This window comes from Streptomyces sp. NBC_01669, from assembly GCF_026339735.1.
GTDB lineage: Bacteria > Actinomycetota > Actinomycetes > Streptomycetales > Streptomycetaceae > Streptomyces > Streptomyces yanii.
This window is the reverse complement of the sequence record NZ_JAPEQG010000001.1, coordinates 7503395-7515584: the sequence shown is the minus strand read 5'-3', so window position 1 is coordinate 7515584 and position 12190 is coordinate 7503395. Positions and strand designations below refer to the sequence as shown.

The 12190-nt window shown below is 71.8% G+C and carries 11 protein-coding genes; 1 reads left to right on the top strand and 10 read right to left on the bottom strand.

Annotated elements, in window-relative coordinates; genetic code table 11:
* Nucleotides 1-90: 90 nt before the first annotated feature.
* Nucleotides 91-1524, bottom strand: coding sequence for an RsmB/NOP family class I SAM-dependent RNA methyltransferase (locus OG972_RS33635; protein ID WP_266987989.1), 1434 nt, complete (start codon nucleotides 1522-1524; stop codon nucleotides 91-93).
* Nucleotides 1525-1747: 223 nt separating this feature from the next.
* The gene (gene fmt / locus OG972_RS33630) at nucleotides 1748-2680 is read right to left on the bottom strand and encodes a methionyl-tRNA formyltransferase (protein ID WP_266987987.1); all 933 of its coding nucleotides are present in this window, start codon (nucleotides 2678-2680) and stop codon (nucleotides 1748-1750) included.
* A 229-nt stretch (nucleotides 2681-2909) separates the two neighbouring features.
* Between fmt and OG972_RS33625 the strand changes: the two genes are divergently transcribed.
* On the top strand, nucleotides 2910-3458 hold the full coding sequence (locus OG972_RS33625; protein WP_266987985.1) for a hypothetical protein: 549 nt from the start codon (nucleotides 2910-2912) through the stop codon (nucleotides 3456-3458).
* Between the two features lie 88 nt (nucleotides 3459-3546).
* Here OG972_RS33625 and OG972_RS33620 read toward each other — a convergent pair whose 3' ends face one another.
* The 8 genes from OG972_RS33620 to OG972_RS33585 all read right to left on the bottom strand — a co-directional run bounded on the left by OG972_RS33620 (nucleotide 3547) and on the right by OG972_RS33585 (nucleotide 12141).
* Nucleotides 3547-5691, bottom strand: a complete 2145-nt coding sequence (locus OG972_RS33620; RefSeq protein ID WP_266987983.1) for a primosomal protein N' — start codon at nucleotides 5689-5691, stop codon at nucleotides 3547-3549.
* Between the two features lie 109 nt (nucleotides 5692-5800).
* Nucleotides 5801-7024, bottom strand: a complete 1224-nt coding sequence (metK, locus tag OG972_RS33615) for a methionine adenosyltransferase (protein ID WP_266987981.1) — start codon at nucleotides 7022-7024, stop codon at nucleotides 5801-5803.
* A gap of 232 nt (nucleotides 7025-7256) precedes the next feature.
* Nucleotides 7257-8468, bottom strand: coding sequence for a bifunctional phosphopantothenoylcysteine decarboxylase/phosphopantothenate--cysteine ligase CoaBC (gene coaBC / locus OG972_RS33610; protein ID WP_266987979.1), 1212 nt, complete (start codon nucleotides 8466-8468; stop codon nucleotides 7257-7259).
* A 147-nt stretch (nucleotides 8469-8615) separates the two neighbouring features.
* On the bottom strand, nucleotides 8616-8888 hold the full coding sequence (gene rpoZ, locus OG972_RS33605) for a DNA-directed RNA polymerase subunit omega (RefSeq protein ID WP_003970369.1): 273 nt from the start codon (nucleotides 8886-8888) through the stop codon (nucleotides 8616-8618).
* A gap of 83 nt (nucleotides 8889-8971) precedes the next feature.
* Entirely contained in the window at nucleotides 8972-9589 is a 618-nt protein-coding gene (gene gmk / locus OG972_RS33600) for a guanylate kinase (RefSeq protein WP_266987977.1), read from the bottom strand.
* Between the two features lie 38 nt (nucleotides 9590-9627).
* The gene (locus tag OG972_RS33595; RefSeq protein ID WP_014157387.1) at nucleotides 9628-9951 is read right to left on the bottom strand and encodes an integration host factor; all 324 of its coding nucleotides are present in this window, start codon (nucleotides 9949-9951) and stop codon (nucleotides 9628-9630) included.
* A gap of 244 nt (nucleotides 9952-10195) precedes the next feature.
* Complete coding sequence (gene pyrF / locus OG972_RS33590; protein WP_266987975.1) at nucleotides 10196-11035, bottom strand: orotidine-5'-phosphate decarboxylase; 840 nt, start codon at nucleotides 11033-11035, stop codon at nucleotides 10196-10198.
* Complete coding sequence (locus OG972_RS33585) at nucleotides 11032-12141, bottom strand: quinone-dependent dihydroorotate dehydrogenase (protein WP_266987973.1); 1110 nt, start codon at nucleotides 12139-12141, stop codon at nucleotides 11032-11034. The genes pyrF and OG972_RS33585 overlap by 4 nt, the downstream gene beginning before the upstream one ends.
* Nucleotides 12142-12190 lie beyond the last annotated feature (49 nt).

Sequence of the window (12190 nt, the reverse complement as noted above, 5' to 3'; positions counted from 1 at the left end):
TGCCTCGGTGCGCCCCAAAGCCTCACGGGATCATTACAGTTCGCGCAATCCCGGCGAATCGGCCCGCACCGAGGCCCCGGAAGGGTCCCGTCAGGCCGTACGACGCAGCAGCGCGAGATACATCGCGTCCGTGCCGTGCAGATGCGGCCACAGCTGGACGTCGGGGCCGTCGCCCAGCGCGGGCACACCCGGCATCAGCGGACGCGCGTCCACCCACTCCGCCTCGACCGGCTCACCGCCCCGTCCCTTGAGTACGTCCTCGACCACCACCCGGGTCTCCGCGAGATGCGGCGAGCAGGTCGCGTAACCGACGATCCCGCCGATCCGCACGGCCTTCAACGCCTCCCGCAGCAGACCACGTTGCAGCGGCGCGAAGTTCTCCAGGTCCTCGGCGCGGCGGCGCCAGCGGGACTCCGGGCGGCGGCGCAGCGCGCCGAGGCCGGAGCACGGTACGTCCATCAGGACCCGGTCGAAGACGCCGGGCTGCCACGGCGGGCGAGTGCCGTCGGCGGTGATCACCTGGTACGGGCCGGGGTTGCCGGCCAGCGCCCGCTCCACGAGACGGGCCCGGTGCGGCTGCTTCTCGGCGGCCAGCAGGGCGGCTCCGCGTTCGGCGGCGAGGGCAGCGAGCAGGGCGGCCTTGCCACCCGGTCCGGCGCACCCGTCGAGCCAGCGGCTGTCGCTGCCCTCCACCGGCGCATTGGCGAGGGCGGCGGCCACCAGCTGGCTGCCCTCGTCCTGGACCCCTGCGCGGCCCTCCTGCACGGCGCCCAGGGCGCCGGGCTCGCCGCCTTCCGCCATCCGCACGGCATAGGGGGACCAGCGGCCGGGGAGGCCGTTCTCGTCGCCGAGGGCCGTGAGCAGCTCCTCGGTGGTGGAGCGGCCGGGGCGGGCGACGAGGGTGACCTCGGGCCGCTCGTTGTCGGCTTCGAGGAGGTCCTCGATCCCGGCGCGGCCGCCACCCAGCGCATCCCAGAGCGCGGAGACGATCCAGCGCGGATGCGAGTACACGACCGCCAGGTGGTCCTCGGCGTCCTCGTCGTACGACGGGGCGACGCGCGCCACCCAGCCGTCGAGGTCGTCCGCGGCGACCTTCCGCAACACGGCGTTGACGAACTTGGCGCGCCCTTCACCGAGCACCACCCGGGCCAGTTCCACGCTGGCGGAGACCGCGGCGTGGGTGGGGATACGGGTGCCGAGCAGCTGGTGCACGCCCATGTTGAGCACGTCGAGGACGGGCGGGTCGACCTCGCGCAGCGGCCGGTCGATGCAGGCCGCGACGATCGCGTCGTACGTGCCCTGGCGGCGCAGCGTCCCATAGACCAGTTCGGTCGCCAGCGCCGCGTCCCTGGCGTCGAAGTCGCCCTTGGCCCGTGCCTTCTTCAGCAGCGGGGGCAGGACGAGGTTGGCGTACGCGTCGCGTTCGTCGACGGCCCTGAGCGCCTCGAAGGCGAGGAACCGGACCGGGTCCTTCTGGGGCCGGCGATGCGGCTTGGCGGGACGGCGACGCTGCTGGTCGTTCACGTGAAAGGTGCTCCGCTGATGGTGAGGGGCGAATCCTCCCAGCGTAATCCCTCCGTACCGGGACAGTGGCTGAGTGAGCTGTCGGGACGCCTTGCCCAGGGCGGCGGCGGCATACCCCTCCGCGTGGGCTCCTTCCGCCGCCTTGCGGCTGCACGCACCACGGCGACACCAACCGCTCCGCGGCGGGCCGTTCCCCGATCCGGCCCGATCCGAACGGAAGCCCCTAGATCCCCACCAGCTCCCCCGGGACGATCCGCACCCCGCGCGCCCAGTCCGCGGCCCTCATCGGCTTCTTGCCCTGCGGCTGGACCCAGAGCAGCTCGACCGCGTGCGATCCGGTGCCGACGTACACATGGTTCTTGGACGCGGACAGCTCACCGGGCGCCAGATCGGCGCGGTCCAGGACGGGCACGGCCTGGATGAGCTTGAGGCGTTCCCCGCGGAAGAGCGTCCATGCCCCGGGGGCGGGTGTGCAGCCACGCACCACCCGGTCGACCCTCAGCGCCGGTGCGGACCACTGCACCTCGGCGTCCTCGACGGCGATCTTCGGTGCGAGGGTGACGCCGTCCACGGGCTGCGGCACGGCGTGCAGCGTGCCGTCCTCGATGCCGTCCATGGTCGCGGCGAGCAGCCCGGCACCGGCGAAGGCGAGCCGGGTCAGCAGATCACCGCTGGTGTCCGTGGGCCGCACCTCCTCGGTGAGGACGCCGTACACCGGGCCCGAGTCGAGCCCCTCCTCGATCAGGAAGGTCGAGGCGCCGGTGACCTCGTCGCCGGCCATCACCGCCTGCTGGACGGGGGCCGCGCCGCGCCAGGCGGGCAGCAGCGAGAAGTGGAGGTTGACCCAGCCGCGGGCGGGTACGTCGAGGGCGATCTTGGGCAGCAGCGCCCCGTACGCGACGACCGGACAGCAGTCCGGGGCGATCTCCCGCAGCCGCGCGAGGAAGTCCTCGTCACGCGGGCGGGCGGGCTTGAGCACCTCGATCCCGGCTTCCTCGGCGCGCTCGGCGACGGGGCTGGCGACCAGTCGGCGGCCGCGCCCCGCAGGGGCGTCGGGCCGAGTGACGACGGCGGCCACCTCATGCCGGTCGGAAGCGATCAGGGCGTCCAGGGCGGGGACGGCAACCTCGGGGGTGCCTGCGAAGACGAGCTTCATGGGTGGCTGACTGCCTCTCGGGCCGAGACGTACGGTGACGAGCAACGCACAAGTCTATGGGCCATCCGCCAGGGGGGCGTACTCACGGCCGTGCGCCCCGCGCATCTACGCATACGCACCTGGAGCGTGACCACATCGCCGGGTGACGCGTTGGTCAAGAGAGATTGACCGAAGCGGGCCGCCACGGTGCGGCCCGGCCCCCTTCAACGCCGGTTCGAGAGGCTTCTTCATGGCCGACCACGCAACCCACGACGCCCAAGCGCGGGCCAGCCTGCATCTGTTGGTGCGGGACATCGAGCGGGTCCGGCGGCAGGTGGACGCACTGCGCACGCTCACGGCCCAACTGGGCAACGTCTACCGTCCGCGCCGCTCCGGCCCGTCCACGGGCTTCGTCGTCTACGGCAGGGCCCCGGCCCCCACCGTCAGGCTGGCCCAGGAACTGCGCGACAGCGTCGAGACCCTGGTGACGGCGGCAGTGGACTTCGACCGCTCACTGGGCTTCTCCTGGGACGCGGTGGGCTCCGCGCTCGGAGTCACCAAGCAGGCGGTCCACCGGCGCTACGGCGCCCGCCGGAACACCCCGCAGCCGGGAACCACCGAGGTGGCAGCCGAGACCGCCGCGCCGCGTCCGCTCCCCGTGACGCCCGGGTCCGGCACGGCTCCGGTGCTGCCCGTAGTACCCGCCGCCCGCTCCATGCCCCCGCAGCCCTCCTCGGACCGGCCGCCCCTGCGCGAGGAGCTGCGCCCCGGCGTCTTCCCCGGCCCGCGCAACGGCTGACCGAGTCCCCCTCTGCCCCACCGTGCCTGGCGCACGGCGGGGCAGTCGCATGTGCGCCGTCCACCGGGCCGGTGGGCGGCGGGCCGGGTCAGCCGATGTCCGGGGGATCGATCCTGATCCGGACCGGATCACCGCTGCCCCGGGCCGTCCGCGCGGCCTGTGCCGTCTTCAGCGCGGCGGCCAGCGCGGCGCCGCTGCCCGGCGGAACCCTGAGCAGCGCCCGCTCCCAGCTCTCCCCCAGCGGCGCGTCCCACGGTCTTCTGGGTCTGCCGGGTTCGGCACCCGGAACCGGGACCGGGCCGAGCACCTCCGCCTCCGGCGGCAGTTCGGCGGCGGCAAGGAACGCCGAGAGCGCCTCCGGCAGGCCGGTCACCGATGCCATCCGGGACACCGGCGGGAAACCCAGCTCGGCGCGTTCCGCCAACTCGCGGCGGGCGTGGCCGACCGGGTCCCAGCGCACCAGCGCCTGGACCGGTCGCAGGGTCGGTTCGGCGACGATCACCACCGTGCCGCCGTCCGGCTGTCCCCGTACCAGCGAGGCCGCGGCAGTCCAGCGGCGCAGCGCCTCCTCGCCGGCCCGCAGATCGGGGCGGCCGACCATCGCCCAGCCGTCGAGCAGCAGCGCAGCCGCATAACCGCCCTCGGCGACGGGTTCGGCGCCCGGGGTGCTCACGACCAGCGCGGGCGCGTCCGGCACGGAGTCCAGGATGTGGTCGCGGCCGGACGTCCGCACCGGCACGGCGGGAAAGGCCCGGCCGAGCTCCTCGGCCGTCCGGCGGGCACCGACGATCTGGGCCCGCAGCCGCTGGGAGCCACAGGCCACGCAGTGCCAGGCGGTCTCGGCCCGCCCGCACCACGCACAGTTGAGATCCCGCTGGTCCGGCGCCTCCAGCGGCCCGGCGCAGTGGCGGCACCGGGCGGGCTCACGACAGCGCTCGCAGGCCAACCGCGGCGCGTATCCGCGCCGCGGCACCTGGACCAGCACCGGTCCGCGGCGCAGCCCGTCCCGTACGGTCTGCCAGGCGAGACTGGGCAGCCGCGCGGCCCTGGCCGCCCCGTCCCGGGCCAGCTCGCCGTCGCCGACGGTACGCACCAGCGGCGCCGCGATCCGCAACTGCTCCCGGTCCGCACGCAGCGGCAGCGCCCAGCCGGTCTCCACCAGCTGGGCGGCCTCCACGGTGCAGCTCGTGCCGCCGAGCAGGAACGCGCACCGGCCGTGCGCGGCCCGCAGCTCCAGGACCTCCCGGACATGCGGGAAGGGGGCGTTGTCGTCGCTGTGGCTCGAATCCCCGTCGTCCCAGACGGCGACCAGGCCCAGGTCCGCGACCGGAGCGAACATCGCGGCCCGCGTCCCGACCACCGCACGCACCGATCCGCGCCGCACGGCAAGCCACTCCCGGTACCGCTTCTCGGGCCCGGAGTCGGCGGTCAGCAGGGCATGGCGGCCCACCCCGAGCAGTTCGGTGAGCGCGGAGTCCACGCGCCCCGCCGTGCGCCCGTCCGGTACGACCACGAGCGCGCCCCGCCCCGAGGCGAGGGTGGCGGCCACGGCCTTGGCGATCTCCTGGGGCCAGTGCGGCCCGGGCAGTGCGGTCCATACCGCCCGGGGGGCACCGCCCTCGGCCAGTGACCGCAGGAACGCGGGCCCCTGCTCGTACCGCTCCCAGCTTTCGGGCGACGGCGCCGGGGGCGGTGGCAGCGGCTCCGGCGAGGGCCTGGACTCGGCCCGTCCGTTCCTGGGCGGCACGGCGAGCTGCAGCACATCGGCGAGGCTGCCGGCATACCGGTCGGCCACCGCACGCGACAGGGCGAGCAGCTCGGGTCCGAGCACCGGCTCGGGCGACACGACGTAGGCCAGTGCGGCGAGCGCCCCCGGGTAGTCCGACTCGGCACGCCGCTCGATGAGGAACCCATCGATGAGGCCGCCGCCCTCACGGCGCCCACCGCGGACATTGCGCCCCCCGGCGCCGAACCGCACCCGCACCCGCACCCCGGGCTGTGCCTCGGCGTCGAGCTCCTCCGGCACGGCGTAGTCGAAGTACTGGTCGAGGTGGAGCACGCCCTTGTTGACCAGCACCCGGGCGACGGGCAGCTCCTTCGCGAGCGCGGCGCCCCGCCAGGTCCGCGGTTTGGCCCGCGGCACCTTCGCCTGCCGCACGGTCTCCCGAATGAGCGCAAGCTGCTCCGGCGCCCCGCCGTCGGGCTCCGAGGACTGCTCGTTGTTGCTGCTCACAGCCAAATTCCTACCAGACGCCACTGACAGCGGCCCCGGCCGCACGCGCCGGGGCCCGGACACCGCGTGCGGTGCCCGGGCCCCGGCGTACAGAGCGAGTGCGGCAGGCCTACAGCCCGGCCGCCTTGCGCAGTGCTTCCACGCGGTCCGTGCGCTCCCAGGTGAAGTCGGGGAGCTCACGGCCGAAGTGGCCGTACGCCGCGGTCTGGGCGTAGATCGGACGCAGCAGGTCGAGGTCGCGGATGATCGCGGCCGGGCGGAGGTCGAAGACCTCGCCGATGGCGTGCTCGATCTTCTCGGTCTCGACCGCGGCGGTGCCGAACGTCTCGACGAACAGGCCCACCGGCTCGGCCTTGCCGATCGCGTACGCGACCTGCACCTCGCAACGGGCCGCGAGGCCCGCCGCGACGACGTTCTTGGCGACCCAGCGCATCGCGTACGCCGCCGAGCGGTCGACCTTCGACGGGTCCTTGCCCGAGAAGGCGCCGCCGCCGTGGCGGGCCATGCCGCCGTACGTGTCGATGATGATCTTGCGGCCGGTCAGTCCGGCGTCGCCCATCGGGCCGCCGATCTCGAAGCGGCCGGTCGGGTTGACCAGCAGCCGGTAGCCGTCGGTGTCCAGCTTGATGCCGTCCTCGATCAGCTGCGAGAGGACGTGCTCGACGACGAACTCGCGGATGTCGGGGGCGAGCAGCGAGTCCAGGTCGATGTCGCTGGCGTGCTGCGAGGAGACGACGACGGTGTCGAGGCGGACAGCCTTGTCGCCGTCGTACTCGATGGTGACCTGGGTCTTGCCGTCGGGGCGCAGGTAGGGGATGGTCCCGTTCTTGCGGACCTCGGACAGCCGACGGGAGAGCCGGTGCGCGATGTAGATCGGGAGCGGCATGAGCTCGGGCGTCTCGTCGCAGGCGTAGCCGAACATCAGGCCCTGGTCGCCCGCGCCCTGCTTGTCGAGCTCGTCCTCCTCATCCCTGCGGGAAGCACCCTCGACCCGCTTCTCGTAGGCGGTGTCGACGCCCTGAGCGATGTCGGGCGACTGCGCGCCGATGGACACCGAGACACCGCAGGAGGCGCCGTCGAAGCCCTTCTTCGAGGAGTCGTAGCCGATCTCCAGGATCTTGTTGCGCACCAGAGTCGGGATGTCGGCGTAGGCCTTGGTCGTGACCTCACCCGCGACGTGCACCAGACCGGTGGTGATCAAGGTCTCGACGGCGACGCGCGAAGTCGGGTCCTCGCGCAGGAGGGCGTCGAGAATGGTGTCGCTGATCTGGTCAGCGATCTTGTCGGGGTGACCCTCGGTAACGGATTCCGAGGTGAAGAGACGGCGGGACACATCGCTCCCTGGGGTTGCAGCGGCTGCTGGCTGATCATTGGTGGACCGCCGGGAGCTGCGCCCGGCACGGTCCGGCATCAGTTTATCGGTCGCTGTCGGCTGCCGGACCACGTGTCTCGCCCTTTGGGAGTTCTGTGACCTGCGGCACTGATGTCCGCGGTACGAGAATCAACCTCCGGAGAAGCCACTCACGCCCGGATATGGAAGGTTTTTCACCGGTGTGAGAGCTTAATCACGCCTGGGACGAGAAGCGTGCCGACACGAGATCCCAGACCGTGTCGGCGAGCCCCTCCTTGGGACCGTACGGCACCGGGGTCTCACCGCCGTCGGCCGCCAGGACCACCGCCTCGTTCTCCTCGGAGCCGAAGGTCTTGCGCTCCCCCACCTCATTGACGACGAGCAGGTCACAACCCTTGCGCAGGAGCTTCTCGCGGCCGTTGGCGAGCACGTTGTCGGTCTCGGCGGCGAAGCCGACGACGATCTGGTCCGGCGTCGCCCGCTCGGCGGAGACCTCGGCGAGGATGTCCGGATTGCGAACGAGCACGATCGGCGCGGGCTCCTGGCCGTCCTTCTTCTTGATCTTCCCCTCGGCGTACTCGGCCGGGCGGAAATCGGCGACCGCGGCCGCCATCACCACGACATCGGCGTCGGACGCGGCCTTCAGCACCGCTTCTCGCAGCTGCACCGCGGTGCCGACCCGTACGACGTCGGCGCCCGACGGATCGGGCAGTCCGGTGTTCGCCTCGATGAGCGTGACCCTGGCCCCGCGGGCGACCGCGGTACGGGCCAGCGCGTACCCCTGCTTCCCGGAGGAGCGGTTGCCGAGATAGCGGACCGGGTCGAGCGGCTCCCGCGTACCGCCCGCGCTGATCACCACATGGCGGCCCACCAGGTCCGGCGCGACGGGCCCGCGGGCCAGCACCCGGCGGCAGACCTCGAAGATCTCGCCGGGATCGGGCAGCCGGCCCTTGCCGGTGTCGACGCCGGTGAGCCGGCCGACGGCGGGCTCGATGACGACGGCGCCACGCCGGCGCAGCGTGGCGACGTTCTCCTGGGTGGCCGGATGCTCCCACATCTCGGTGTGCATGGCGGGCGCGAAGACCACCGGACAGCGAGCGGTGAGGAGCGTGTTGGTGAGCAGGTCGTCGGCGAGACCGTGGGCGGCCTTGGCGAGCATGTCGGCGGTGGCGGGGGCGACCACGACGAGGTCGGCTCCCTGCCCGATGCGGACGTGCGGCACCTCGTGGACGTCGTTCCACACCTCGGTCGACACCGGGTGCCCGGAGAGCGCCGACCAGGTGGCGGCGCCCACGAACTGGAGCGCGGACCCGGTCGGGACGACCCGTACGTCGTGACCGGACTCGGTCAGCCGTCGCAGCAGCTCGCACGCCTTGTAGGCGGCGATACCCCCGCTGACCCCCAGAACGACCTTCGGCTTCTCCACTGCGTCTCCCCGCACTCGGGTACGTACTCGGACACGTACAACCCCCATGCTGCCTCACGGCACCGGAGGCGCCCCCACGACCCCGGACACACCACAGGCCCGGCGGTGGTGGCCGCCGGGCCTGTGGTGAAGGTGCTCTGTTCCTGCTTACTGAGCGGGGCCCTCGATGGCCTCGGAGGTCAGCAGGCCCGCGTTGATCTCGCGGAGCGCGATCGAGAGCGGCTTCTCGTGCACGTGGGTGTCGACGAGCGGACCGACGTACTCGAGAAGGCCCTCGCCGAGCTGCGAGTAGTACGCGTTGATCTGACGCGCGCGCTTGGCGGCGTAGATCACAAGGCTGTACTTCGAGTCGGTGGCCTCAAGGAGCTCATCAATCGGCGGGTTGATGATGCCCTCGGGCGTGGTGATGGAAGAGGACACTCTCTGCCTTCCGAAGGGGGTAAAGATCAAAGAAAACTTTGATTCTGCGGATTCCGCCGGGGTGGTGCTCCGGTTCGGCTGGTTCAGGTGCTGCTGTCACGGCGGGCGGAAGCCTGAAGCATCAAGGCTAGCAGCTCACGTGATACGTCCTCGACGGAGGTGTTGACCAGCGTCGTATCGAACTCGGATTCGGCGGCGAGCTCGACCTTGGCGGCGGAAAGCCGACGCTCGATCACCTCGGGCGCCTCGGTCCCGCGGCCGGTGAGCCGGCGCACCAGCTCGTCCCAGCTCGGCGGGGCGAGGAAGACCAGCTGTGCGTCGGACATCGACTGGCGGACCAGCCGGGCCCCCTGAAGATCGATCTCCAGGAGGACCGGCTCGCCCGCGTCGAGACGTTCGAGCACGGCTCGGCGCGGTGTGCCGTACCGGTTGCCGGCGAATTCGGCCCACTCCAGCAGTTCGCCGTTGGCGATCAGCTTGTCGAACTCGTCGTTGTCCACGAAGAAGTAGTGGACACCGTTGCGCTCTCCGGGGCGAGGCTTGCGGGTCGTCGCCGACACCGAGAGCCAGACCTCGGGGTGCACCTTGCGCATGTGAGCGACGACCGTGCTCTTGCCGACTCCGGAGGGGCCGGAGAGCACGGTCAGCCGCGGACGTACGTCCGGGGGTACGGGGGACGTCCCCCGGGATGTTGCAGCCATGGAGCGATTATCCCCGTTCTCAGGGGTGCCTGAGCACGTCAGGCGGCGGAGCCGCCGAACTCTCGCTCCAAGGAAGCGATCTGGTTGGAGCCGAGACCCCGCACGCGGCGGCTCTCGGAGATCCCGAGCCGCTCCATGATCTGCTTGGCGCGGACCTTGCCCACGCCGGGCAGGGACTCCAGAAGGGCGGAGACCTTCATCTTGCCGATGACGTCGTTCTCCTGGCCCTGCTTGATGACCTCGTGGAGCGAGGCGCCGGAGTGCTTGAGTCGATTCTTGACCTCGGCCCGCTCCCGGCGAGCCGCGGCGGCCTTTTCGAGCGCGGCTGCGCGCTGTTCAGGGGTAAGGGGCGGAAGAGCCACGCCTACGTCACCTCGGATGTCGATCTGTCGGATACGGACCGGTGAGGAACCTAGTCGCCCCACACCTGGTGAGCAACGAACAACCTGTGCACGTTGGCTCTCGACGGAGACTAGCGGCCAAGGCCGCCGGAGTCAGCGAGAACAGACGAAAAGTCCTGGTCAGCCTGAGCCGACCAGGACTTTTCAGACATAACAACCGCGTTTTCAGGTCATGATTCCGTCAACACGCTGTTACATGGCATGGTCAGCTTTCCTGAACGGCTGCACGGACCTCATCCGTGAGCCGTTCGGCGGCTTCGCGCAGCCCCGACGCGTCCGGTCCGTGGCGCAGCACGCCCCGGCTCACGCTCGGCAGCACGTTGCCCACCGCGGCACCGAAGACGCCCGGCAGATCGGCGGGGGTGGCGCCCTGGGCGCCGATCCCGGGGGCCAGCAGCGGCCCGTTGACCGCCAGATCCACGCCCGCGTCGCCGAGCGTGGCGCCGATCACGACGCCGACCGAGCCGAGCGGCTCGGCGCCCTCGTTCTCGGCGGCCACGTGGTCGAGCATCACCTGGGCCAGCGACCGGCCGTCCGCGGCGGTGGCGCGCTGCACCTCGGCGCCCTCGGGGTTGGAGGTGAGTCCGAGGACGAAGACGCCCGCACCGGAGAGGACGGCCGCGTCGAGCGCCGGACGCAGCGAGCCGAAGCCGAGGTACGGCGAAACGGTGAGCGCGTCGGAGAACAGCGGCGAGTCCTTGTCCAGATAGGTCGCCGCGTAGGCGCCCATGGTGGAGCCGATGTCACCGCGCTTGGCGTCCATCAGGACGAGCGCGCCGGCCGCCCGCGCCTCCTCGACGCCCTTCTCCAGGACGGCGATGCCGCGCGACCCGAACCGCTCGAAGAACGCGGACTGCGGCTTGAGGACGGCCACCCGGTCGGCCAACGCCTCGACGACGGTGCGCGTGAAGCGCTCCAGACCCGCGATGTCGTCGTTCAGACCCCAGGAGGTGAGCAGCGAGGCGTGCGGGTCGATGCCGACGCAGAGCGGCCCGCGGGTGTCCATGGCGCGGCGCAGTCGTGCGCCGAAGGGTTCACAAGTCACTTCGTGGCCTTCCGGGTCTCGGCGCCGACGGCCTCGGCGAGGGTGGCGTACGGGGAGGCGGCGAGGCGTGCCGCCAGGCCCTTGTGGATCGCGCGGGCGTAGAACGGGCCCTCGTAGATGAAGGCGCTGTAGCCCTGGACGAGGGTGGCGCCGGCGAGGATGCGCTGCCAGGCGTCCTCGGCGGTCTCGATGCCGCCGACGCCCACCAGGGTGATCTCGTCGCCGACCCGCGTGTACAGGCGCCGCAGGACCTCCAGGGAGCGCGCCTTGAGGGGCGCGCCGGAGAGCCCGCCGATCTCCTTGACGAGCGACGGCGAGGACTTCAGCCCGAGGCCGTCGCGGGCGATGGTGGTGTTGGTGGCGATGATGCCGTCCAGGCCGAGCTCGACCGCGAGGTCGGCGACCGCGTCGACGTCCTCGTCGGCGAGGTCGGGGGCGATCTTGACGAGGAGCGGCACCCGGCGGTCGGTGACGGTCCGGTCGGCCGCCTCGCGCACGGCGGTGAGCAGCGGGCGCAGCGCCTCGGTGGCCTGGAGGTTGCGCAGACCGGGCGTGTTGGGCGAGGAGACGTTGACGACGAGGTAGTCGGCGTGGCGGGCGAGCCGCTCGGTGGACTTCACGTAGTCGCCGACGGCCTCGGCCTCCGGCACGACCTTGGTCTTGCCGATGTTGACGCCGACCGTCGTCCGGAAGACGGGGTTACGGGCGGCCAGGCGCTCGGCCACGGCCGCGGAGCCCTCGTTGTTGAACCCCATGCGGTTGATCAGCGCCCGGTCCGCCACAAGGCGGAAGAGGCGCTTCTTGGGGTTGCCGGGCTGCGGCTCGCCGGTGACCGTACCGATCTCGATGTGGTCGAAACCGAGCATCGACATGCCGTCGATCGCGACGGCGTTCTTGTCGAAGCCCGCGGCGAGGCCGAACGGGCCGTGCATGCGCAGGCCGAGGGCCTCGGTGCGCAGCTCCTTGTGGCGGGGGGCGAGCGCCGCGGCGGCGAAGGTGCGCAGGACGGGGATGCGGGCCGCGATGCGGATCCACCGGAAGGCCAGGTAGTGGGCCTGCTCCGGGTCCATCCGCTTGAAGACCAGCCGGAAGAAGAACTTGTACATGGGAGTGTCCTCACAGAGAGGGGGACACCGTTTCCGGTGTCCCCCTGCT

What these genes read in the sequence shown, in the direction of transcription:
- fmt (WP_266987987.1), bottom strand. Translation starts at nt 2,680, where the DNA reads ATGAAGCTCGTCTTCGCAGGCACCCCCGAGGTTGCCGTCCCCGCCCTG.
- OG972_RS33625 (WP_266987985.1), top strand. Translation starts at nt 2,910, where the DNA reads ATGGCCGACCACGCAACCCACGACGCCCAAGCGCGGGCCAGCCTGCAT.
- gmk (WP_266987977.1), bottom strand. Translation starts at nt 9,589, where the DNA reads ATGGCTGCAACATCCCGGGGGACGTCCCCCGTACCCCCGGACGTACGT.
- OG972_RS33585 (WP_266987973.1), bottom strand. Translation starts at nt 12,141, where the DNA reads ATGTACAAGTTCTTCTTCCGGCTGGTCTTCAAGCGGATGGACCCGGAG.